General features: G+C 59.9%; 21 protein-coding genes. 11 read left to right on the forward strand and 10 right to left on the reverse strand.

Annotation, left to right across the window (positions count from 1 at the left end; translation table 11 throughout):
- The first annotated feature begins 39 nt into the window (after nt 1-39).
- The 4 genes from AC0L4F_RS20550 to AC0L4F_RS20565 all read left to right on the forward strand — a co-directional run bounded on the left by AC0L4F_RS20550 (nt 40) and on the right by AC0L4F_RS20565 (nt 5,657).
- Nucleotides 40-1,602 carry an ABC transporter substrate-binding protein gene (locus tag AC0L4F_RS20550; protein WP_244691237.1) on the forward strand — a complete coding sequence of 521 codons (1,563 nt, stop codon included), beginning with the start codon at nt 40-42 and terminating at the stop codon, nt 1,600-1,602.
- A gap of 77 nt (nt 1,603-1,679) precedes the next feature.
- The gene (locus AC0L4F_RS20555) at nt 1,680-2,894 is read left to right on the forward strand and encodes a sulfatase family protein (protein ID WP_244691238.1); all 1,215 of its coding nucleotides are present in this window, start codon (nt 1,680-1,682) and stop codon (nt 2,892-2,894) included.
- Nucleotides 2,895-2,940: 46 nt separating this feature from the next.
- Entirely contained in the window at nt 2,941-4,203 is a 1,263-nt protein-coding gene (locus AC0L4F_RS20560; protein WP_244691239.1) for a sulfatase family protein, read from the forward strand.
- A 26-nt stretch (nt 4,204-4,229) separates the two neighbouring features.
- Nucleotides 4,230-5,657 (forward strand): sulfatase family protein, encoded by a 1,428-nt coding sequence (locus AC0L4F_RS20565; protein WP_244691240.1) that lies wholly within the window; start codon nt 4,230-4,232, stop codon nt 5,655-5,657.
- Between the two features lie 57 nt (nt 5,658-5,714).
- Here AC0L4F_RS20565 and AC0L4F_RS20570 read toward each other — a convergent pair whose 3' ends face one another.
- The 5 genes from AC0L4F_RS20570 to AC0L4F_RS20590 are packed head-to-tail and all read right to left on the reverse strand — an operon-like array spanning nt 5,715 to nt 10,869.
- Entirely contained in the window at nt 5,715-7,349 is a 1,635-nt protein-coding gene (locus AC0L4F_RS20570; protein WP_244691241.1) for a dipeptide ABC transporter ATP-binding protein, read from the reverse strand.
- Nucleotides 7,346-8,245: an ABC transporter permease gene (locus tag AC0L4F_RS20575; RefSeq protein ID WP_244691242.1), complete on the reverse strand. Its 900-nt coding sequence runs from the start codon at nt 8,243-8,245 to the stop codon at nt 7,346-7,348. Before AC0L4F_RS20575 ends, AC0L4F_RS20570 begins: the two co-directional genes overlap by 4 nt.
- A complete protein-coding gene (locus tag AC0L4F_RS20580; protein WP_244691243.1) occupies nt 8,235-9,212 on the reverse strand; it encodes an ABC transporter permease in 978 nt (325 codons plus the stop codon). Before AC0L4F_RS20580 ends, AC0L4F_RS20575 begins: the two co-directional genes overlap by 11 nt.
- Before the next feature lie 60 nt (nt 9,213-9,272).
- Complete coding sequence (locus AC0L4F_RS20585; RefSeq protein ID WP_244691244.1) at nt 9,273-9,707, reverse strand: periplasmic substrate-binding domain-containing protein; 435 nt, start codon at nt 9,705-9,707, stop codon at nt 9,273-9,275.
- Nucleotides 9,649-10,869, reverse strand: coding sequence for an ABC transporter substrate-binding protein (locus AC0L4F_RS20590; RefSeq protein ID WP_244691245.1), 1,221 nt, complete (start codon nt 10,867-10,869; stop codon nt 9,649-9,651). The genes AC0L4F_RS20585 and AC0L4F_RS20590 overlap by 59 nt, the downstream gene beginning before the upstream one ends.
- 174 nt (nt 10,870-11,043) lie before the next feature.
- Between AC0L4F_RS20590 and AC0L4F_RS20595 the strand changes: the two genes are divergently transcribed.
- The 3 genes from AC0L4F_RS20595 to AC0L4F_RS20605 all read left to right on the forward strand — a co-directional run bounded on the left by AC0L4F_RS20595 (nt 11,044) and on the right by AC0L4F_RS20605 (nt 13,182).
- A complete protein-coding gene (locus tag AC0L4F_RS20595) occupies nt 11,044-11,745 on the forward strand; it encodes a GntR family transcriptional regulator (protein WP_244691246.1) in 702 nt (233 codons plus the stop codon).
- A gap of 150 nt (nt 11,746-11,895) precedes the next feature.
- On the forward strand, nt 11,896-12,786 hold the full coding sequence (locus AC0L4F_RS20600; protein ID WP_244691247.1) for a CehA/McbA family metallohydrolase: 891 nt from the start codon (nt 11,896-11,898) through the stop codon (nt 12,784-12,786).
- Nucleotides 12,787-13,008: 222 nt separating this feature from the next.
- Nucleotides 13,009-13,182: a hypothetical protein gene (locus AC0L4F_RS20605; RefSeq protein ID WP_244691264.1), complete on the forward strand. Its 174-nt coding sequence runs from the start codon at nt 13,009-13,011 to the stop codon at nt 13,180-13,182.
- A 43-nt stretch (nt 13,183-13,225) separates the two neighbouring features.
- On the opposite strand, the gene AC0L4F_RS20610 is transcribed toward AC0L4F_RS20605, so the two are convergent.
- Nucleotides 13,226-14,215: a LacI family DNA-binding transcriptional regulator gene (locus AC0L4F_RS20610; RefSeq protein ID WP_244691248.1), complete on the reverse strand. Its 990-nt coding sequence runs from the start codon at nt 14,213-14,215 to the stop codon at nt 13,226-13,228.
- 297 nt (nt 14,216-14,512) lie between these two features.
- Here AC0L4F_RS20610 and AC0L4F_RS20615 point away from each other — a divergent pair, with 297 nt between their 5' ends.
- From AC0L4F_RS20615 to AC0L4F_RS20630, 4 genes are all read left to right on the forward strand, one after another.
- Nucleotides 14,513-15,025: an enolase-like domain-containing protein gene (locus tag AC0L4F_RS20615; RefSeq protein ID WP_244691249.1), complete on the forward strand. Its 513-nt coding sequence runs from the start codon at nt 14,513-14,515 to the stop codon at nt 15,023-15,025.
- Nucleotides 14,965-15,645, forward strand: a complete 681-nt coding sequence (locus AC0L4F_RS20620) for an enolase C-terminal domain-like protein (RefSeq protein WP_244691265.1) — start codon at nt 14,965-14,967, stop codon at nt 15,643-15,645. The genes AC0L4F_RS20615 and AC0L4F_RS20620 overlap by 61 nt, the downstream gene beginning before the upstream one ends.
- Nucleotides 15,642-17,615: a tripartite tricarboxylate transporter permease gene (locus tag AC0L4F_RS20625; RefSeq protein ID WP_244691250.1), complete on the forward strand. Its 1,974-nt coding sequence runs from the start codon at nt 15,642-15,644 to the stop codon at nt 17,613-17,615. The genes AC0L4F_RS20620 and AC0L4F_RS20625 overlap by 4 nt, the downstream gene beginning before the upstream one ends.
- A 124-nt stretch (nt 17,616-17,739) precedes the next feature.
- Nucleotides 17,740-18,801, forward strand: coding sequence for a hypothetical protein (locus AC0L4F_RS20630; protein WP_244691251.1), 1,062 nt, complete (start codon nt 17,740-17,742; stop codon nt 18,799-18,801).
- 142 nt (nt 18,802-18,943) lie between these two features.
- On the opposite strand, the gene AC0L4F_RS20635 is transcribed toward AC0L4F_RS20630, so the two are convergent.
- The 4 genes from AC0L4F_RS20635 to AC0L4F_RS20650 form a co-directional block, all read right to left on the reverse strand.
- Complete coding sequence (locus AC0L4F_RS20635) at nt 18,944-19,609, reverse strand: sulfatase/phosphatase domain-containing protein (protein ID WP_348524140.1); 666 nt, start codon at nt 19,607-19,609, stop codon at nt 18,944-18,946.
- Nucleotides 19,573-20,280, reverse strand: a complete 708-nt coding sequence (locus tag AC0L4F_RS20640; protein WP_280520707.1) for a sulfatase-like hydrolase/transferase — start codon at nt 20,278-20,280, stop codon at nt 19,573-19,575. Before AC0L4F_RS20640 ends, AC0L4F_RS20635 begins: the two co-directional genes overlap by 37 nt.
- Before the next feature lie 78 nt (nt 20,281-20,358).
- Complete coding sequence (locus AC0L4F_RS20645) at nt 20,359-21,966, reverse strand: ABC transporter ATP-binding protein (RefSeq protein ID WP_244691252.1); 1,608 nt, start codon at nt 21,964-21,966, stop codon at nt 20,359-20,361.
- Nucleotides 21,967-21,973: 7 nt separating this feature from the next.
- Nucleotides 21,974-22,339, reverse strand: a complete 366-nt coding sequence (locus tag AC0L4F_RS20650) for an ABC transporter permease (protein WP_244691253.1) — start codon at nt 22,337-22,339, stop codon at nt 21,974-21,976.
- Between the last annotated feature and the right edge of the window lies 1 nt (nt 22,340).

Raw genomic sequence — 22,340 nt, forward strand, 5'->3', positions numbered from 1 at the left:
GTTTGAGGTAGAAAAACCGCAGGACCTTGGGAGGAAACCATGCATTACCATCAACGATTCGGACTTGCTTTGGCGATTGGCGCGGGGCTGTCGATGACAGCGCCCTTGTCGGCCTCAGCGCAGACACCGGTGGACGGCGGCGAATTGATTATCGCCAGCGCCGGCAGCCTCGGCGAGCTTGACCCGCACGCGTCGACCAGCGGCGAAACCCGCGATATTGCGTCTCATATCTTTGAAAGTGTCATCACGATTGACGAGACCGGCAATATCATTCCGCAGCTGGCCGAAAGCTTTGAAGCGGCGCAGGACGCCATGAGCTATACCTTCCATATCCGCGATGGCGTGCCGTTCCATTCGGGTGATATTCTGGACGTCGATGATGTGATCGCATCCTGGCAGCGCATGAAGGATTACGGCATCGACCGTGGCATCATGGGTCTGGTCGAGTCGTTCGAACGGGTTGATGACGACACCGTCACGGTTCACATGGAACGCGCCTATCCGACCTTTCTTGAAAACCTCAGCTCGCCTCGGGTGATCGTTGGCATCATGCCGCAAGAGATCGCCGAATTGCCAAAGGACGCGTTCGAACCCATTGGCACCGGCCCGTTCAAATTCGTCGAATGGGTGCCCGACAGCCATATCACGCTGGATAAATTTGCCGATTACGTGCCTAGCCCCGACTTTGACGGGCCGTCAGGCTTTGGTGGGCATCGCACCGCCTATGTCGACCGCGTGACCTTTCGCAATGTCCCCGAACAGGGATCGCGTCTGGCAGGGATTTTGACCGGCGACTATCACATTGCCAACCAGATCGCGCAGACCGATGTGCCCCGGATCGACGCCAGCGGCGAAGCCAAGGCCATGGCGATGTTGCCCTGGATGATGCTGCATCAGACGTTCAATGTGTCCAGCGCACCGGGCGAAGACATCAATTTCCGTCGTGCGGTCCAGATCGGGCTCGACCTGGAAACGCTGCTCGATTTTGCCACTGGCGGCAATTATCAGCTTGGCCACGGCTGGCAATACGAAGGGTTCCCCTATTATTCCGAGGTCGGCAAAGACACGTATAATGTCGGCGACAAAGAGCGCGCCGCAGAGCTTCTGGCCGCGAGCAGCTATGACGGTGAAACGGTTCGTATCCTTGTCCCCAGTGACCAGCAGGTTACCCGTGACTATGCAATCGCGCTGGCCGATCAGCTTGGTAAAATGGGGATCAAATCCCAGATCATGGGCGTCGATACCGCGACCTGGACGGCCTTGCTTGGCCAAAAGGACAAATGGGAAATCGTGGTTGGCGGATTTGGACTTGCCCCCTCGATCGGTCCCTTCGGGATGCTGCGCCACTTCTCCGGTGAAAACAACCTGCAGGGCTATATGGACCCCGCGCTGGAAGATGCCGCAGACCGCACCCGCACCGGGCTGAGCTTTGAAGACCGCAAACAGGGGTTCGAAGACTATCAGGCAGGTGTGTTGAACAACGCCTATGCGATCCGGGTTGGTGCAACCGGCGTCTATAACGCCGTCCGCAACGAGGCCCATGGCTATCGGCCCTACCGCGTGCTGCGGGCCTGGGACGTCTGGATCGATCCCAAAGGCTGATCCCCCTACACAATCAACGCTAAGTGCCGACACAAGGTCGGCACTTAGGACATCTTACCGAGAGCGGAGCTATGCCTGTGACATCCACGACCCAAACTCAAGACATGGTGCTGATCGTCGGCGATCATCATCGCGCCGATTTTCTGGGCAGCGCCGGGAACGTGCTGGTCCACACACCCAATCTTGATGCGCTGGCGGCGTCTGGGGCCTCTTTTGAGCGGGCGGTGACCGTTTATCCGGCGGCGGCACCGGCGATGACAGCGCTGTTGTCGGGCGCTTACCCGGATGCGTCTGCTTCTGCATCTGACACAGCCACGCTGGCCAACAGCCCGCTTGGCACATCGTTGAAGACGGCGGGATACACACTCTTCCAGATCGACCCGACCGACAGCCTTGCGGCGACCACATCCGCGGCGGCCGATCTTTTGGCGCAACCCGGAACCGGCCCACGGGCGGTCCTGATCCAGCTGCCGCCGATCTGGTCGTTTGAGGACATCGAGCAGACCTGTTTCACCCCGTACCGTGGGAACGGCGTGCCCATGGCCAGCTACTTTGCCGCCGTGACGGCCTATGATGATGCCATCGGCAAGATGCTGACTGCGCTTGATAAAAGCGGCCGGCGCGACAGTACGGTTGTGGTCTACACATCGTTGAGCGGCGAACAGTACAAATACCGCGATTTCGTGAACCACGCGAATACCTGCCACGACGATTTAATTCGCGTGCCCCTTCTGATTTCTGCCCCCGGAATGATTGCTGCGGGCAAAACAAGTGACGCGCTTGTCGGATCGCATGACATTTCGCCCACGCTGGCCGCCCTGGCGGGCACCACGATTTCCGGCGCGCAGGGGCGTGATCTCTTGCCGCTGTTGATGGACGACACCGCCGCATCCGATTGGCGCAAGCTTATCTATCTGCACAACACGTTTCTGCGCCATATCGACGTCATGTTCGAAGACGGAATGGCCGATTTTGCAATTTTCCCTGACTGGGAACAGCGCGCAATCTGGGATGGGCGGCACAAGCTGATCCTGAGCGCCGATGGCGGCGAATGCCGGTTGTACGACCTGCTGATCGACCCCGAAGAAGAGTTCAATCTCTTTGGTCTGCCCAACCCATCCCCGCAGGGTCTGACGGATCAATTCGCCAGCCGCCGTGACCAGATCGAAGTCATGGCCGCAACGTTGCGCGACACCGCCACTGAATTGGGTGATGCGCTTGGGGTCAGGCTTGCGGATTTGGTCATCGCGCAACCGGCCTACGGAACCCGACCGCAGGGCGACCGCATCTAGGCCCACGCGCCGGCCAACACACCAAAAATTTGAATTGGAGACTGACATGGGCAAGCGACCTAACATTATCCTTTTGTTCAGCGATCAGCAACGCGCAGACACTCTGCCCTGCTACGGAAATACCTTCGTCGAAGCCCCCTATCTGGATACCATGGCCAAATCCGGCACGGTGTTCAGCGATTGCCGCACCGTTTTCCCGGTTTGCACACCTGCGCGGACGTCGATGTGGACAGGGCTCTATCCCCATGCCCATACCGTGATCCGCAATGCCTATGGCATCGACGATCTGTTGTCGGATCGTGGCCTGCTGGATCAAAGCGTGTTCACCCTGCTGCAAAACGGCGGCTATGAATGTGCCTATTACGGCAAATGGCATCTTGGGGTGCGCAATCCCGGCCCGTTTGACGTGTTCGAGGCCTTTAACTCCTGGGGCGGTCACTGGGTCGACAGCAAACAGAACGTGCAAGGCGGGACATGGGTGCCGGATCGCGACACCGATGCGATGATTGACTGGTTCCGTACCCGTGATCGCAGCAAACCCTTTGCCAGTGTCATTTCCTGGTATCCGCCGCATGATCCGTTTTCCTCGCCGCTTGATACGATGGACAAATACCGCCGGATGAAGGTGCCGTTCCCGGGCTATTATGGGTCTGTCACGGCGTTGGATCGCTGCGTTGGCCGGATCTTTGCTGCGTTGGAAGAAAGCGGCGAAGCGGACAACACCATTGTCATCTATTATTCCGACCATGGAGAGCATTTCCACCTGCGCGATGGCACCACCAGCAAATTCATGTGTACCGAGGAAAGCGTGCATGTGCCGTTCCTGATTTCGGGGCCGGGCGTGCCAGAGGGCCAGGTCTGTGATGCCTTTATCGGCATGCAGGATCTTATGCCGACAATGCTCGACTATGCCGAAATAGAGGCCCCGGCGCATCTGCATGGGCGCAGCATCCGGGGATTGCTGGAGGGCACCACAACCGATTGGCGCGACAGCTATTATATCGAGAATGAGACATTCGATATTCTGTCTTCCAGCAAGGGCGGGTTGAAACCCCGGTTGGAGGAACGCGGATTGTGCAGCCGCACGCACAAGCTGATCCTGAGTGAGAGGGCAGAAAACCCGCGTCTGTTCGATCTGCGCAGCGATCCCGAGGAAAGGGTCAATCTCTTGGTTCCGGGTGCCCGCCCACCCCAGGAATTCGACGGTTTGCTGGACCAGATCCAGGCCCAGGCCGAAGAATTGGATGACGCCAAGGGGATCGAGATCATCGCCGCCAACAAGGCTGTGCTGGTGCCGGAATTCGCCTGATCCCCCACTGACCCGGAGAGACGCCAATGCAGCCTGCAAATACCATTGTCATCATGGCGGATGAATTCCGGCGCGATGCCATGGGGTGTGCCGGACATCCGATTGTTCAAACGCCCCATCTTGATGCATTGGCGGCGCGGGGCACGCGGTTTACCGCCGCCTATACGCCCAGCCCGATCTGTGTGCCCGCCCGCGCGGCTTTTGCCACCGGGCGGCAGGTGCATGAGATCGGCACATGGTGCAACGCGCATCCCTATTCCGGCAATATCGAAAGCTGGCACCACAGAGTGCGCGCCGCAGGCCACCACGTGCGATCCATCGGCAAATTGCATTTTCGCGGCGGGCCGGAGGATGACCCCGGCTTTTCCGCGTCCGATATTCCGATGAATGTGGTGGGCGGCGTTGGCGATGCGCTTGGGCTTGTAAGGGATGAGATCATTCCGCGCGGCGCAACGGACAAGCTGGCCGCGATGGCGGGCCCGGGCGAGTCCGATTATACCGCCTATGATCGCGATATCCTGACACATTGTCGGCAATGGCTGGACCAAGAGGCCCAGAAGCAGGACCGCCCCTGGGTGCTGTTCGTGTCGTTTGTCTGTCCGCATTATCCGCTGACGGCGCCGCAGGAGTTCTATGATCTTTATGATCGGCCGGACCTTCCGATGCCCAAACTCTATGCTGAACAGGACCGGCCCCACCATCCGTTCCTGTCCGATTTCGCGGGTTGCGTCGATTATGATGCGCATTTCAAATCCGAGGCCGACGTCCGTCGCGCCATCGCCGGATACTATGGGCTGTGCAGCTTTATCGATTTACAGGTCGGCGCGATTGTCGAGGCGGTCGAAAACGCCGGTCTGACCGAAACCACCCGCGTCGCATTCACCAGCGACCACGGAGAGAGCCTTGGCGCGCGGGGGATGTGGGGCAAGAGCAATATGTACGAAGAAAGCGCCGGCATCCCGTTGATCGTTGCCGGCCCTTCGGTGCCCGAAGCCACGGTCGAGGACGCGCCAAGATCCCTGATTGATCTTTCCCGCTTTGTGCTGACCTCTGCCGGGTTACCCGGCGACGGGTTCGGCACAATGGATCTTTTCTCGGATGAACAGGAACCTGTGATCTCTGAATACCACGCAACCGGGTCGTTAAGCGGGGCCTGGATGGTGCGGCACAAGAACTGGAAATATGTCCATTACGCACTTTATGCGCCGCAGCTGTTCGACCTTGGGGCTGATCCAGAAGAATTGACAGACCTTGCGTCTGACCCCGCCTATGCCGAGGTTTTGAATATCTGTCGCGGGCTTCTGGAGGCGCGGCTTGACCCGCAGGCCGTGCATGACCGGGCCCTTGCAGATCAAGGCAAGCGGCTGGCAGAGCTTGGCGGGCGGGATGCCGTCGTCAAACGCGGTGATTTCGGCTTTTCGCCGCCGCCGGGGGTCGATCCGGCCTTTAGCTAGGGCGATGGGCCGGGGGTCTGGCCCGTCCATTGCTTTGGCATTTGGACCGCTCGGCCGTCACGTCGCACCCGCATCATGGCGGTGCCCTTGCAGCAGTTTCCGGGTGTAGTCGGTTGTTGGCGCGTTGAGCAAAGCATCGCGCTGGCCAATTTCCTGAAGGCGGCCCATCTGCAAAACCGCCACCCGATGCGAGACTTTGCCGATCACCGCCAAATCATGGGAAATGAACAGGCAGGTCAGGCCGCGTTCCTTTTGAATACGCAACAACAGATCCAGCACCCGCGCCTGAATGGTGACATCCAGCGCCGAGGTCACCTCGTCACAGATCAACAGCTCTGGTTCCGCCGCCAAGGCCCGGCACATGGCAATGCGTTGTTGCTGGCCACCCGAAAGCTGCCGGGCGCTCCGGTTCAAAATGTCCGGCTCAAGCTCGACTTCCTTCAGCAATGCAATTGAATCTGCACGCGCCTCTGCCGCGCTGCGCCCAAAGTAAAGCTGCCGGGGGCGGGCCAGGATTTCATTGACCTTCTGCGCAGGATTGAGCGAGGACAGCGGATCCTGAAACACCATCTGCACACGTCGGCGCATATCCTTGGACCGGTTGGCCGCCTTGCCTGCCAGCGGCTGTCCGTCAAATGTAATTCGACCGGAATGCCCGGAAACGATCCCCGCGACCAACCCGGCAAGGGTGGATTTCCCCGACCCGCTTTCGCCGACAATGCCCAGGGTTTCACCGGCGTTGATGTCCAGGGTGATGTCCTGCAATGCGGGGGGGCCGTCCGGGCCGCGCCGGAACAGACCGCCGGGGCGATGATAGGAAAAACTGACCGAGGTCGTCGCAAATCCGGCAGAGGCCAGCGCGGTGTGGGCAGGCCTTGACCCCGGCTTTGGCCCCTGCGGTTCGATGCGTGGAATTGCGCGGATCAATTCCTGTGTATAGGCGGTGGCAGGGCGGGAATACACGCGGCTCAGCAGGCCTTGTTCCAGTATCTTGCCGTCTTTCATCACCGCAATCTTGCGGCACATCGCCCTGATCACGTTCAGATCGTGGCTGACATAGACGAGCGTCGCATTCAGCTCTTTCTGAAGCTCGGCAACAAGTTGCAGCACCTCTGCCTCGACCGTTTTGTCCAGCGCGGTTGTCGGTTCGTCCAGAACAATCAATTCGGGGCGGCCGATCAAGGCGGCGGCAATGACAACGCGCTGGCGCTGGCCGCCGGAAATCTCATGCGGATACCGCGCCAGCAGTTTGTCCGGCTCTGGCAGGCCGGTGCGATCCATCAGCCATAGGATGCGTTTTTTGGCGGCGCTGTCGCGCAGGTCCGTGTGCAGGCGCACCAGCTCTGCCAGCTGGCGCCCAATCGGCATATGTGGCGTCAAAGAGGACAGCGGATTTTGCGGCACCATCGCGGCCCGCCCGCCGCGAAACGCCCGCAACCCCGCAGGGTCAAGCCGCAGCACATCCGTATCACCCAGCCGCACCGTTCCCTTTGCAAACCGCGCGCCGGGGCGGGCATAGCCCAACAGCGACCGCGCCAGGGTGGATTTCCCCGACCCGCTTTCGCCAACAATGCCAAGCGTTTCACCGCGCAGAACCTGCAAACCGGCATCACGTACCGCGTGAACCTCGGTCCCGAGATCCGTGCTATAGGTCACGTCGAGGCCGGAAATGTGGATATGGGGCGTCATCATGGGTTTGTGTCCGTTTCGCTGACACCGTATGCGCGGGCAAGCCCGTCCACGGCGAAGTTGATACCGATCACCAGCGACGACAGCCCGATGGCCGGCGCGATAAGGAACCAGGGATCGGTAAAGATCACGGTCATCGCCTCTTGCACCATCAGGCCCCAATCGGGTGTGGGTTGGCTGATCCCGAGGCCAAGAAAGGACAGCGCCGAAATCTTCAGCACCGCAGAGGAACATCGGATCGCCAGCTCGACCGCCAGCAATCCGGTCAGATTGGGGGCCAATTCCCGGAACAGAATGCGCGGCAGGCTTTCACCGCGCAATTCGGCGGCCCGTATGAAATCCTGCGCCGCCAGACCAACGGTGCGGGCGCGGATCACCCGCACGACGCCGGGCGTATAGACAATGGCCACAACAATCGAAAGCGACCAGATTTCCTTGCCAAAGGTCAGGACCAGCACCGCGATCAGCAACAGTTCCGGCACCGCCATGACCGCATCGGTCAGACGCATGACCAGATCATCCAGCCACCCGCCGCGATACCCGGCAAAAAGCCCCAGCACCGCGCCGGTGACGACGGCGGCGAAGACGCCCAGCAAGGACACCAAAAGCGCGATCCGCCCGCCCGACATCAGCCGCGAAAGATAGTCACGCCCGATCTGATCCGTGCCCAGCCAATGGGCACCCGATGGCGGCGTCAACCCGGTCGTCAGAATGGCGGACACGGAATAGGGCGCGATCACCGGCGCAAAAAGCGCAAGAAGCAGGTGAAACGACACCAGCACCAGACCGATCACCGTCATCGGCGATCGCAGCGCCCGGCGCAGCGGCAGCGGCAGGCGGCGCGCCTTGGCCGGCGGTGCGGCGGGGGGGCGAAATTGGGCGAAAGTGTCACTTGTCATGTGTCATTCTCCGGGCGCGAGGGTCAAGCGCAAGCACCGCAATATCGGCCAGCAGGTTGCCGGCAATGACCGCAAAGGCCGCCAGAAAGGTGATGGCCTGAACGGTCGGGACTTCGCGTTGGGAAATGGCGCGGATCAGTTCAAGCCCGATGCCGGGAAACTTGAAGACCGCTTCGATCACGACCACGCCCGACACGATCCCGGCCACGAATTGTGCGGTGCCGTTCAGCATGGGAACCAGCGCCACCGGCAGCGCATGGACCAGAACCAAGCGCCATTCCGGCACGCCGGACAGGCGGGCACGCTCGATAAATTCGCTTCGCAGGGTTTCCTGCATCCCGGCGCGCAGCAACCGGAATTGATATGCCACGCCGGACACGATCAGCGCCATCACCGGCAAGACCGAGACCGACAGGATTTGCCAGGCCGGGGCGGTTTCCGGGATCAACAAAATTGCAGGCGCCAGGCCAAGCTGAAGCGCAAATACGATGATGAATATATTGGCAACAACGAAATCGGGCATCGAGTAGGAAAACAATGTGACGCCGGAAATGATGCCGTCGCGCCGTCCTCCGGGTTTCAACGCCGCCACGGCCCCCAATGCGATGGCAACCAGCGGGGTGACAATCACGGCAATCGACGCCATGAGCAGCGAATTGATGATCGGATGCCAGATATAGCCGATCACGGGTTCGCGGGTCAGGATCGTCGTGCCGAAATCAAAAGTCACCAGATTGACAAACATTTCCCCGAACCGGACCAGCGGCGGGCGATCCAGCCCAAGCTCTGCGCGCATTCGGTCGAAATCTTCGTCGGTATAATAGATGCGTTCATCCTGGGGGATTGTGGCCTCCAGCGCATCACCGGGCAGGACTTCGGTTCCAATGAACACGATGCCCGCAACCAAAAGCAAAATGACGCCGGACAGTGCCAAACGGCGCAAGACCATCGAAAAAATCGGGTTCATCAGCCAAACTCACCTTTTGGTGCCCCCGCCACGGATCAAACCGCGGCGGGGGCAATGTCGTTAAGAAGATTTGCTGTCGATCCAGATGTATTCAAAGCGGCTGGACCAGTTCTGGCTGTGGCTGCGCGCGTTCATCACATTGGGGGCATGGGCCACCATGTTGCGGCGACCACCCAGCATGATGCCCGGCACTTCTTCCTGAAGGATCCGCTGGGCGTCCTGGTACATCTTCAACCGTTCCTGTTCATCCTGAACACCAACCGCTGTATTGACCAGACGGGAATATTCGTCGGCCCCCGGGCCGGTCCAATCGGTGTTTTCCTCGCGGGTGTAATCCGCGCGGCTGAGGTTGATGAACGGGTTGCGCGGGCCGACGAGATTGCGGTGCGGACGGCCATAAGGCGCGTTCACGGCGTCGACATAGGGGCTGAAACCGTCACAGGGGCGTTCTTCGAAAACGATCTCGATGCCGACTTCGGCCAGGCTTTCCGCCACGATGGGATAGATCCGCGGCTCTTCCGGGAAGTTCGGGCAAAAGGCGATGGCGGGCAATTTCACGCCGTCGCTGTAACCGGCCTCTGCCAGCAGCGCGCGGGCCTGTGCCACATCGCGTTCGACCGGGCGGGCCACAAATTCTGCGTTGACCCCGGACATGTGAGAAGTCATTGCCGGTCCAGCCGCTGGCATCGCCATAGACGATTTCGTTGATCTTGGTGCGGTCAATCGCCAGCGACATCGCTTTGCGGACGTTTTGATCGTTCCATGGGAAATCAAGGTTTTTCGGCAGGTTGAGATAGAACTGGTCACCGGCTGCGGAGCGGTGAATTTGCGCGCCGGCATCTTCGAACTGTTCGATCTGGCCGGGGTCGATGTTCCAGACTGCATTCAACTGGCCCGCACGAAAGCCATTGATTGCCGCATTGGCATGGGTGATCACGCCCTGCAATTCGTCCAGAAACGGACCTTGCTCGCCCCAGTAGTTTTCGTTGCGCACGGCGCGGAACTGGCGGGCATTGTCGATTTCAACCAGTTTGAACGGCCCGGTGCCGATCCCGTCATACCCAATCTGATCGACGTCGGCATTGGCCTTCATGATGACGGCGCGATATTCGGCCAGCGCATAAGGGAATTCGGCGTTGGGTTGCACAAGATGGAACCGTACGGCGTATTTGCCCAGCTTTTCGGTCTTGGCCACATTGGCGCGCAGCAATCCAACACCACCGCCCATATGCAGGTTCATCGAGGCAACAACGTCATCTGCCGTCATCTCGGTGCCATCATGGAACATGACACCTTCGCGCAGGGTCGCGTCCCAGGTATCCATCTTGTCATTGGCCACCAGCGACGCGGCAAGTTCCAGCTGGACGTTGAAAACTTCGTCGACCCAGGTCAGCGCGTTCCAGACCGAACGGGTCAGCAGATCAAGCCAGTAATAGGGATGCGTGCCGCGGTTGGACTGGCCAAGCGCCCAGTTGGGATAGGTCTGGCCATAGACAAGCTTGCCACCGGTTTGCGGCGTTTGATTTGCCAGAATTTTGCTGATGGCGTCAGGCGTGTCAGCAAAAGCCTTGGATGGATCGAGCAAGTGCGACAGGCCAATGACCGTGGCCCCGGCAGAAACCTGGGCAAGAAAGCGGCGGCGGGATACCGAATGCATTTTGAAACTCCATGTTCGAATGCGGGAATACTGCCGCCTGAGTGCAGCCCGCTTATGAAGCTTCGGTAACAACGAAACTGTTGCGCCACCGCTTTCACAAAAGCTTCGCGCACAGTCCGCTACTGTGTGGCGAAGTGATTTCAGGCGCGCAAATCAACCTGACAGAGGCATCAAATGCAGGCCGATGTAGACTGGAAAGAGCTGGCCGCAACATTACGCGACGCCATTACATCCGGCGATCTGGCGCCGGGGGCGGCCCTGCCGTCACTTTCTGATCTGGCGGTGAAACACGGTGTCACCCGCCATACGGCGCGCAAGGCGATCAGCCATCTTCGCGACACGGGCCATGTTCTCAGCTGGCAGGGCCGTGGCAGTTTCGTGGCCGAGACATCCGTGTCTTATTACATCGGCTCTCGTACCCGGTTCAGAATCAACCTGAACCGCGCGGGCCGCGACAGCGGGACACAATTGCTTGATACTGGCCGCGTGCGCGCGCCCGACTTTGTGGTCAAAGGATTGCGGCTGCGCAGCGGGGCGACGGCCCTGCGGGCGACGCTGCTCAGGGAAATCGAAGACCGGCCTGCGATGTTTGCCCGCCATTATTACGACCCGGCGCGGTTCGAGGGCATTCTGGATCTGCTGTTGGCGGGCCATGGCGTGACCGAGGCGCTGGCGGCCTATGGGATCAAGGATTTCACCCGCAGCGAAACAATCATTTCGACCCGGTTGCCCCGCCCCACCGAGGCGATCGAACTGGACATCGCAGCGACCCAGCCGGTTTTGGTCACGCGCGGCATCAATGTCGACAAGCAAGGCCATGAAATAGAAGTGTCCGAGGCCGTCAGCCGCGGCGACAAGGTATTGTTGGTGGTGTGACGCTGTGCGGTTCCCCCAATCGCGCCCAGCTCACACAATCGCGCACTGTGCGGGAAGTTTTTTTGACAATCCCGCTTTTGCGCCCGGCTGTCATATCCCTGCCATTGCTCATGACCTAAGCGAAATCCGTCACAGAGCAGGAGCAGGTTTATGCTGGACAGTTTTCAGGCCGCCGGTCGATTTTTCAAAGGCAACATTCACGGGCATTCCAATCGGTCCGACGGTGCGTTGGACCCAGAGGAAGTCTGCCGCAGATACCGCGCTGCGGGGTATGATTTCATTGCGTTGACCGATCACTTCCTGCCTGCCTTTGATTTTCCGATCACCGAAACAGAGGCCTTTCGCACGTCTGATTTCACCACGATTCTGGGGGCAGAAATTCATGCCCCTGTCACCCGGGCAGGCGAAATCTGGCATATTCTGGCGGTTGGCCTGCCTGCGGATTTTGAACAAACCGCGCCCGACGAAACCGGGCCAGAGCTTGCCCGCCGTGCGGCCAAGGCCGGGGCCTTTGTCGCTATCGCCCATCCGCAATGGTATCAACTGACGGTGCAGGACGGGCTTGATCTTGATGTGGCGCATGCAATCGAGATGTATAACCATACAAGCCTTGTGAATGCGGACCGGGGCGACGGAACAGAGCTATGCGATGCATTGCTGTCCGCCGGAAAACGACTGGGCTGCATTGCGGTCGACGACAGCCATTGGAAGGTCGATGATGCCTTTGGCGGTTGGGTGATGGTGAAATCCGAAGAAAACACACCAGATGCGTTGCTGGCCGCTTTGAAGGCCGGGCATTACTATGCCAGCCAAGGGCCAGAGATCCTGGATGTCACCCGCGAAGGTGATGAAATCATTGTACAATGTTCGGGTGCCAAATCGGTCATGCTGTTGGGGCAGGCAGCGCGCAGCGCCGCCGTACATGGCACGGATTTGACCCAGACGCGGCTGCCATTGGAAAGGTTCAAAGACAGCTGGTCCCGGCTTGTCGTGGTCGATCATGCCGGGCGGCGGGCCTGGTCCAACCCTCTTTGGCTCTAGGCTGAGGGGGGCGGGCCGTCCACTGATGGCGTGCGGCCCTGCCTTTGCCTGAGGGTCCGGCATCGGCCCGCGGTCTGCATCGCAATCCATGCCTGTTTGGAATTCTTTCGGACAACAGGGTGCCTCGCCTTGGGGGCATCCGGTTGTCAAAACGCCCAATCTGGATGCTCTGGCGCGCGGGGCACGGTGTTTTCCAACGCCTATTGCACCAGCCCGATCTGCATGCCGTCGCGCGCGGCTTTTGCCACCGGGCAATATCCGCATCAGACCGGCTATTATTGCAATGCGACGCCCCGGAAATATTGCCTGCGTCAAAGACCGTCAGAAAGAGTTTCAGCGCCTTTATGTCCATGTATTCCGCCCCGGAATGTTTTTTGCCATCATCCGCCTGAATAGGAATGGCAGTGGTGTCCAGAAACCGGGGGCAGGGGCCAAGGCGCTAGGTCGTGCCGCGCTGCAGGATTTCAAATGCCACCTGGCGCGACTGTCCGCCGCCTTCGGTTTGCAGGCGTTGAACAATCTCTTCGGCCGCGAGCTTGCCGATTTCATATCGCGGAACCCGCACGGTACTGAGCGGCGGATTGACCCGCGCCGAAATATCAGAGTCGTGCAGCCCCATAAGCGCCAGATCATCGGGATAGCGCAGCCCAAGTGTCGCACCATGCAGATGCGCGCCGACCGCTAGCGTATCGCCATTGAAAAAGATTGCATCCGGGCGGCGATCCGATTGCCACAATTGAACCAGCGCCTCGGCCCCGCCCGCCAGCGTTGGCGCGACCCAAAGGGTGCGCGCGGCGGCGCCCAACCCCGCGGTCTCCATCGCGTTGACATAGCCGTTCTGACGTTCCTGCGCCCTGCCGCGCGCCTCTGGCGACACAAAGGCAATATCGCGATAGCCGCGAGAAATCAGGTATTTGGTGGCCTGAAAGCTTAGATCGCTGTTGGAAAATCCGACATAAAGATCCAGCGGCTCCTCTGGCACATCCCAGATTTCGACCACGGCAATGCCGGTATTCTTCAACAGCTTGCGTGCGGCGGGGCTGTGGGCCTTGCCGGTCAGCACCAGCGCGTCGATCTGACGGCCGACAAAGGCGCGCATCAGCTCTTCTTCGCGGCCGGTATCGTAATGCGAAATGCCCATCAGCATTTCCAACCCGCTTTGCGACAACCTGTCTGACAGACCCTGCACCGTGGCGGAAAAGATCGAATCTTCCAGCGTCGGCACGATCAAACCCACAACCCCCGACCGCGAGGTGACAAGACTGCGCGCAATCGCATTCACCACATAGCCGACATCGGCGGCGGCGGTCAGAACCTTTTCGCGGGTCTTGTCGCGCACACGGTGCGGTTCGTTCAGGGCACGCCAGGCGGTGATGAACGAAACCCCAGCGGCATCAGCAACTTCCTGAAGGCGGCGTTTTGGGGCCATGTGCGTTCATCTTTCAAAAGACCCCGGCACCATACCGGCGGGGGTGGAGGAGTGCGATATCGCCAGTCAGAGCACAGTATATGCACACCTGACCGGCCCATCAAAACCCGACACATACAGCGATGTGCCTGAATTTCCGGGTCTTAGATCAGGATGCAAGTTGGTCTTCAATCCCTACTTGACAACTCGTTTGATAAACGATTATCAACGCAGCGTCAACGTTTTGCCAAACGATTATCATTTGCCAAACGATCACCAAAAGAGGCCGGCAAATCGGCGCGCGAAAGGGAATGCATTTTGGAAATCCACCAGATAGCCAAGGCCACGGTTGAAAATATCGTGGTCAGCAACAAGACGATTTGGCGCCATGTTGTGCTGGAAACCGACAGCGGCCTGACCGGCATTGGCGAGGCCAGTCTTGATGGCGCGTCGGCGGGTTTTGATGATGCGCTGCTTGGGGCGGCGCGGGCCCTGTGCGGCCGGCGGGTGGATGACGCGATCTTGACGCCGCTGGCGGTTCTGCTGGATCACGGTCTGGAACAACGCACCATTCATTCCGCATTGGATCAGGCGGTCTGTGATCTGTCGGCGAAAATCGCCGGGGTGACGGTTTCGGCATTTCTGGGCCATGTGGCGCGGGGGCGATCCCGCTTTATGCCAATATCAACCGCACCAGCGTCGACCGTCACCCTGACGCCATTGCAAAAAATGCCGCCCTTGCCGCCAAAGAGGGGTTTGTCGGGATCAAGCTGGCGGCCTTTGACGGGCTTTCCCCCGAACTCTGCGGCACACCCGCCGGAGAGGATCTGATTGCCGCCGGTCTGGCCCGGCTGCGCGCGATGGCGGCGGCGGCCCCGGGGGCCGAAATCATGGTGGATTGTCACTGGCGTTTTCAGACCGCGACGGCGCTGGATCTGATCCCCACATTGGCCGAAATCGGAGTGACCTGGTTTGAATGCCCACTGCCCGAAACCGCCGACCAAATTGAAAACCTGCGCAGCCTGCGTGCGGCGGCAAATGCCCAAGGGATGCGGCTGTGCGGGCTGGAAACCCATGGCGACTGGGATGATGTCGCGCCCTTTGTGACCGCCGGGGCCTATGACGTGATCATGCCCGATGTGAAACATGCCGGCGGCCTGCGCACAATTGCCGAGATCGCCCGCCGCGCAGCCGCCCATGATGTGGCTGTGTCGCTGCATAATCCGTCGGGGCCAGTGGCCCACGCCGCCAGCCTGCAAACCGCGGCGGCCATTGGCGGGGCAGAGCGATTGGAACATCAATGGCACGAAAGTGACATGTTCTTTTCCATCACCAACCCCGCCCCGGTGATCCGAAACGGCCAAGCCATTGCAAATGACCTTCCCGGTCTGGGCACGGCCCTGAAAACGGCGGTGAAGAAAGAAACACTTGTCGCGGATAGCTGCCAATGACACTTGATGCGTTTTATCAGGGGCTGATGCTGGTCCTGCAATGGCCGGTTTTTGGATACCTCTTGCTGGGGGTTGGTCTGGGGATCTGGCTTGGCGCGGTGCCGGGGTTGGGCGGGCCGCTGGGCATCGTGTTGATCCTGCCATTCACCTACAACATGGAAATGATGTCGGCCTTTGCCATTCTGCTGGGCATTTTTGCGGTCACATCGACGTCGGACACCATTGCATCGGTCATGTTGGGCATTCCCGGCACGGCGGCGTCCCAGGCGACGGTGCTAGATGGTCATCCGCTGGCAAAACAGGGCCAGGCGGCCCGTGCGCTTGGCGCGGCTTTTACCGTGTCGGCCTTTGGCGGTGTCTTTGGCGCGCTGATGCTGGCGGTATCACTGCCGATTGCCTTGCCCATCATCATGCGGTTCAACAATCCAGAGCTGTTTGCGCTGGGATGTCTGGGGCTGGTCATGGTTGGCTCGCTCAGCGGCAAATCCCTGACCAAGGGGCTGGCGGCGGCGGCCTTTGGCCTGTTGTTGTCGTCCTTTGGTTATGCCGCAGATGCCGCCATTCCACGCTATTGGATGGGCGCGCCCTATTTGTTGGAAAGCCTGCCGCTGATCCCGGTTGTTCTGGGCATTTTCGCCCTGCCAGAGCTGATTGATCTGGCGGTACGGGACACGGCCATCGCCCAGACCAAGCCGGAAACCGGCGGTTGGCGGATGCTGCTGCGCGGGATCAAGGACGCGGGGCGGAACTGGTGGCTGGCGCTGCGCTGTTCGGCGATTGGCGTCTATATCGGCATGATCCCCGGCATTGGCGGCGCGGTGGTCGACTGGATCGCCTATTCCCACGCATTGCAATCGGCCAAGGACACCAGCCAATTCGGCAAGGGTGACATTCGCGGCGTCATCGCGCCCGAGGCCGCCAACAACGCGGTGCGGGGCGGATCGCTGATCCCGACCGTGGCCTTTGGCGTGCCGGGCAGTGCGATGAATGCGCTGCTGCTAAGTGCGCTGCTGATCCAGGGTCTGCAACCGGGCACCCAGATGCTGACCACGGAATTGCCGGTCACCTTTGCATTGGTCTGGGATATTGCGCTGGCCAATATTGCCGCTGCCGGGCTGTTGATGCTGTTGGCTGGCCCGATTGCGCGGCTGTCCTTCATCTCTGGCCATCTGATTGTGCCGGGTGTGCTGGTGTTTGTGTTCATGGGCGCATGGCTGACCACTGCCGATCTGGGCGATTGGGCTGTTCTGCTGGTCTTTGGCGTTCTGGGGTATCTGATGAAGCTTGGCGATTGGCCGCGCCCGCCGGTGGTGCTGGCCTTTATTCTTGGTGGGATGATGGAGAATTCCTTCCTGTTGAGCTGGAAAATTCATCAGGGGCTGGGCTGGCTCGATCGGCCGATTGTCATGGTGCTGTTTGGATTTATCGCTCTGGCGCTTCTGTTGTCGGCACGGCGCGCGCGTAAACAAAAGACTGCGGCGGCGCTGGCCGACATTGCCAACGTCGACACCAAGGCAGCTGAGCCCGATGCGGACAACAACAAGCTGGTGTCGATCCTTGTCGGCGGCATTTTGGTGGCGACCTTTGTGGCGACGCTGATCCCGACGCTTGGCTGGCCGACGTTGGTGGCGGCCTTTCCGTTGATCGCCATCGTGCCCGGCGTCGGACTAAGCCTTGCGGCGCTGGCCGGTGATCTTCGCCCGCGTCCGAATTTCGCCGCCCTGATCCATCAGACGATGGGCGCACGGGACATACGGCGCGCATTGATCCTGTTGGGATATTGCATCGCCATGGTCTGTGTCGCTTTGGTGCTGGGCCAGAAGATCGCGATTGTCGCTTTGGTGGTGATCTATCTGCGGCGCTGGGGGGATATGGCTGGCGGCTTTCGGCGGTGTATGGCTTTGCCGCCTGGGTCGTGCTGGTCGGATTTTTCGACCGGGTGGTGCATGTCTTCTGGATGCAGCCCCTGATCGCACCTGCGGCGCGGGCCATGCTGCCCGATGCCTTTCCCCTGTGGATGTTCCTTTAACGAAAACAACCGCCCGGTGATTTCGGGCGCTGTCACGACTGACCAAAAACGAGGAGGAGACTATTATGAAACGACGTACAATGATGACTGCACTGGCAGCATCGACCATCGGTCTGGCCGGATTGGCCGCACCGGCCTGGGCGGATGATTATTTCGAGGGCAAGACAATTACATTTGTGCTGTCCGTGGCCGCCGGCAGCGGCGCTGATGTGCATGGCCGGTTGACCGCGCGCTATCTGGAAAAACACATTCCCGGCAATCCGACGGTGATCATCAACAATAAACCCGGTGGCAAAGGTGCGATTGCGCTGAACTTCATCTATGAAAAGGCCCCGCGTGACGGCACGGCCTATTTCTACGGTGAATGGAATCCCTCTGCGGTGATGGACGAAGCCCCGGGCATCCGCTATGTGCCTGAAAACATGGGTGTTGTCGGGTCATCTGGCGCGGATCTGTCGCTTGTGGTGCGCAAGGATGCGGTGCCCACGACGGCGGATCTCAAGACGGCGGAAATCATTGTCGGTGGGCGTGGCGGCACCAATGCGATTGAAATCCTCGGCAATCTGGGGCTGAAAACCCTTGGGGTGAATTTCCGTTATGTCGGCGGTTTTGGTGGCTTTGGCAAAATCCAGGCCGCGATCAAACCGGGCGAGGTACAGGCCGGTCATGCCGGTCTTCCGGGGTATGCCAAATTCTTTGGGGACAAGGATTCGGTGGCTTGGCCCGCCTATTATCACCAGCAATTCGATCTGGACGGATCGCCGCTGCCCAAGACCCCCGGCGCATATCCCGACGACACCAAGAGCCTCTATGAGGTGCACCAGGAGCTGCATGGCACCGACCCATCGGGGAAATGGTGGGATGCTTATCAGTGGTATCAAAACAACCTGATGGCCGCGACAACCGCCGTCCTTGCGCCGCCTGAAGTGCCGGAAGAGGTGCTTGCGATCATGCAGCAGGCCTATCAGGATGTGGCAAAAGACCCGGAATTTCTGAAGGAATATGAGGCCTCGATTGGTGTGCCGCCGCCCTTCAACGCGACGGAAAAGACCAAGGCGATCTTGCAGGAGTTCCGCAATATCCCCGACGATATTGCCGCAACTGTGAGCGAGATTTCCGGGCTGTAAGTCAGGGATTTGAAACAGGTGGGGCCGATGCGTCGGCCCCGCCAATCGCGGTTTCGGGCTGAAATTCTGTCAGAAACCTGTGGCCAGACATGGCAAGTACGGGCCTTGGCAAATCCGCTGATCCATCACCTGCGGCGACCGGTCACCAGATATCGGCTGGTGCAACCTTGCGCTGGCCAATGGTTGGGCGCGGATCGGCCGGAACAATGTCCGGTGTCGCATCTTCATATGTTGCCAGCTGTGCCAGCAACCGCCGCCGCATTTCGGCGGCCACATCCACATGGGATGCACAGCCAATCAGATTTTCCAGCTCATAGGGATCATGCGCGAGGTCATAAAGCTCGGTCTCGTGATAGGTTGATGCCCGTGCCTGTGGCTCTGTCCCTTCCGGGGCGGACACCGCGTATTTCCAGCGCCCGCTGCGCAGGGCACGTGCGGTCTGGCTTTCGCTGATCTGGATCATCAGATCCTTGCGCCACGCGGCCTTGGGCGCGCTTAGCAGCGGCAGGATGGATCGGCCCTGCATGACGTCCGGCACGTCCAGTCCGGCGGCCTCTAACAGGGTTGGCGCGATGTCGAGGATCGACATCATACCACGCACCTGACCGCCGCCATCAAACCCCGCGCCGGTGGCCATCATCGGCACCCGGATGGAGGCCTCATGACAGGACCGTTTGTATTCGCCGTTGCGGGTTTTGAAATGACAGCCGTGATCGGACAGAAAGAACACGATTGTATTGTCGATCTGACCCGAACTTTTCAACGCATCCATCAACCGGCCCAGCGCATCGTCCAGCCGTTTGACCATGCCGTAATAACCTTTGAGCTGTTGATGTGCAGTGCCGCCCAGTGATGCCAGATCCGGCGGGTCCAGACCGGGGGACAGGCCGCATCCCAACCATCGGGCGCGGGATAGGCATCGACGCTGTTTTGGTGATGCGGCTCCAGAAACGACATGGTGAGGAAAAACGGGTTGTGAGGCGGGTCAGTTAAATAGCGGATCGCCTCGTCCGTCATGGCATCCACGCGATAGCCGGGCAGGCGGCATTCCTGGCCGTCCTCGTCAAACAACACGGTGTCATAGGCGTCTGACACGAACTCCAGAAGGTTCGCGCCGCGCCAGAAGCCATGACCACCCCGTTGATGTGCGGGCACCGGTTCGGCCCCGGCCAGATGCCACTTGCCGATATATCCGGTGTCATAACCGCCCTGTTTGAAACATTGCGCCATGGTGACGGCATCACCCGGCAGGGGGCGACCATTGCACCAGCATCCGGTTTCGGTTGGGTATTTCGATGTTTGCAGCGCCGACCGCGCCGGGCCGCATACCGGTTGGACGGTGAACGCATTGGCGAAATGTGTGCCCGCCCGTGCCAAGCGATCAAAATGGGGCGTCAGCCCCATCGGGTTGCCATGCACGCCGGTGGTATCGAACCGCTGTTGGTCGGTGAAAAACAGGATCACATTGGGTTTGGTCATATTGTCCTCGTGAAATCGGCCCGGAAAAATCGGTTCAGATTAATTGGCCCGCTCAAAGCATCTGGGTCATGTCGGCGATCAAAACGCGGCCTTGATCAATGCGCGGGTGTATTCGGTCTGCGGGCGTTCCAGCACGTCGCGACAGGGGCCCTGTTCCACCACTTTGCCGTCTTTCATGACAATCACATCATGGCAGAGCGCGCGCACGACCTTGAGGTCATGACTGATGAAAATGTAGCTCAGGCGGTATTTGTTCTGCAATTCGCGCAGAAGGTCGATGATCTGGGCCTGGACCGACAGGTCCAGCGCCGATGTCGGCTCGTCCAGCAAAATGAATTCCGGCTTCAGCACCAGCACACGGGCGATGGCAATCCGCTGGCGTTGGCCGCCGGAAAATTCATGCGGAAACCGGTTATAGCAATTGGGGTCAAGCCCGACTTCGTCCAACACATCGCGCACCATTTTCAGCCGCGTGCGGGCGTTGCCGATGCCATGCACCACCAATCCCTCTTCGACAATGCTGCGCACCGACATGCGCGGATTGAGGCTGGCAAAGGGGTCTTGGAACACCGCCTGAATCTGCGGCCGCAGGGCGCGCATGTCATTGCGGCTTAACCCGTCAATGCGCTGGCCTTTCCATTCGACCTCGCCCTTGGTTTCGGTCATCAGGCGCAACAGCGATTTGCCCAATGTCGATTTGCCCGACCCGGATTCACCAACCACCCCAACCGTATGACCACGTTTCAGGGTCAGCGACACATCGTTCACCGCCGTCAGCGTCATCCGCTTGCGGGTAAAGGCACCGCCCCAGACAATGTTGAAATCCACTCTAAGGTCACGCCCCTCCAGCATGGTTTCGCTGTCTTCGGGCAGGGGCAGGGGGTTGCCGGCAGGTTCCGACGACAGCAGCCGCCGGGTATAGGCATGCTGCGGCGCGGTGAACACATCCTCGGTCTTGCCGGTTTCGACAATCGCGCCTTTTTCCATCACACAGACCCGGTCGCAGATATTGCGCACCACGCCCAGATCATGGGTGATGAAAATCATGCCCATGCCGTGCCGGGTCTGAAGATCCTTGAGCAGGGCCAGGATCTCGGCCTGCACGGTCACATCCAGCGCGGTTGTCGGCTCATCCGCGATCAGCAATTCCGGGTTGTTGGCCAGCGCAATCGCGATCATCACCCGCTGGCGTTGCCCACCCGAGAGTTGATGCGGATATTGCCCGATACGCGCCTCGGGGTTGGGGATGCGCACCTCGGCCAGCAATTCACCGGCCCGCGCCAGCGCCGCTTTCTTTTTCATCCCCTGATGCAGCATCAAGGTTTCCGCGATCTGATTGCCGATGGTATAAAGCGGGTTGAGCGAGCTCATCGGTTCCTGAAACACCATGGAAATCCGCCCGCCCCGGATCAGGCGCATTTTCTCGGCCGGGATCTTGTCGATGCGATGGCCGAGCAGATGCACCTCGGAATGTTTGGCCAGCGTGGCGGTGGGGGCCAAAAGCCGCATGATGGCTCGTGCGGTCACCGATTTCCCGGACCCGGATTCCCCCACCAGACCAAGGGTTTCACCGGGGTCGACATGAAAGCTTAAATCGTGAACCGCGGCGAATTCACCATGGTCGAGCCGGAAATTGACGTTCAGATTGCGGACGTCTAGCAGCGGGGATGTGGTTTGATCCAACATGTCAGCCTCAATTCGAATAGGGGTCGATTGCATCGCGCAAACCGTCACCCAAAAGGTTGAACCCAAGAACCGATACAAGGATCGCCGAAACCGGCAACAGCATCCAAGGGTAAGAGCCGAGGTTCTGCAAATCCTTGGCGGCGTTCAGCAACAGCCCCCAGCTGACCAGCGGCGGTTGCACGCCAATGCCAAGGAACGACAGGAAACTTTCAACAAGGATGATCTGCGGGATCATCAGGGTGACCACAACAATCACATGGCTGAGGATATTGGGCAGCAGATGCTTGACCAGAATGCGCCGGTCCCGGGCCCCCAGCGCCACGGCGGCCATGACGTAATCCACCCGCCGCAGGGCCAATGTCTTGCCGCGCACC

It is taken from the genome of Marinovum sp. J2-8 (assembly GCF_055808435.1).

Bases quoted from the DNA above. Each gene is read 5' to 3' on its own strand.
- AC0L4F_RS20600 (WP_244691247.1), top strand. From the start codon at position 11,896: ATGCTGGACAGTTTTCAGGCCGCCGGTCGATTTTTCAAAGGCAACATT.
- AC0L4F_RS20570 (WP_244691241.1), bottom strand. From the start codon at position 7,349: ATGATGACGCCCCATATCCACATTTCCGGCCTCGACGTGACCTATAGC.
- AC0L4F_RS20645 (WP_244691252.1), bottom strand. From the start codon at position 21,966: ATGTTGGATCAAACCACATCCCCGCTGCTAGACGTCCGCAATCTGAAC.
- AC0L4F_RS20565 (WP_244691240.1), top strand. From the start codon at position 4,230: ATGCAGCCTGCAAATACCATTGTCATCATGGCGGATGAATTCCGGCGC.
- AC0L4F_RS20625 (WP_244691250.1), top strand. From the start codon at position 15,642: ATGACACTTGATGCGTTTTATCAGGGGCTGATGCTGGTCCTGCAATGG.
- AC0L4F_RS20605 (WP_244691264.1), top strand. From the start codon at position 13,009: ATGCCGTCGCGCGCGGCTTTTGCCACCGGGCAATATCCGCATCAGACC.
- AC0L4F_RS20595 (WP_244691246.1), top strand. From the start codon at position 11,044: ATGCAGGCCGATGTAGACTGGAAAGAGCTGGCCGCAACATTACGCGAC.
- AC0L4F_RS20630 (WP_244691251.1), top strand. From the start codon at position 17,740: ATGAAACGACGTACAATGATGACTGCACTGGCAGCATCGACCATCGGT.
- AC0L4F_RS20560 (WP_244691239.1), top strand. From the start codon at position 2,941: ATGGGCAAGCGACCTAACATTATCCTTTTGTTCAGCGATCAGCAACGC.
- AC0L4F_RS20550 (WP_244691237.1), top strand. From the start codon at position 40: ATGCATTACCATCAACGATTCGGACTTGCTTTGGCGATTGGCGCGGGG.
- AC0L4F_RS20575 (WP_244691242.1), bottom strand. From the start codon at position 8,245: ATGACAAGTGACACTTTCGCCCAATTTCGCCCCCCCGCCGCACCGCCG.
- AC0L4F_RS20610 (WP_244691248.1), bottom strand. From the start codon at position 14,215: ATGGCCCCAAAACGCCGCCTTCAGGAAGTTGCTGATGCCGCTGGGGTT.
- AC0L4F_RS20580 (WP_244691243.1), bottom strand. From the start codon at position 9,212: ATGAACCCGATTTTTTCGATGGTCTTGCGCCGTTTGGCACTGTCCGGC.
- AC0L4F_RS20640 (WP_280520707.1), bottom strand. From the start codon at position 20,280: ATGACCAAACCCAATGTGATCCTGTTTTTCACCGACCAACAGCGGTTC.
- AC0L4F_RS20635 (WP_348524140.1), bottom strand. From the start codon at position 19,609: ATGGTCAAACGGCTGGACGATGCGCTGGGCCGGTTGATGGATGCGTTG.
- AC0L4F_RS20590 (WP_244691245.1), bottom strand. From the start codon at position 10,869: ATGCATTCGGTATCCCGCCGCCGCTTTCTTGCCCAGGTTTCTGCCGGG.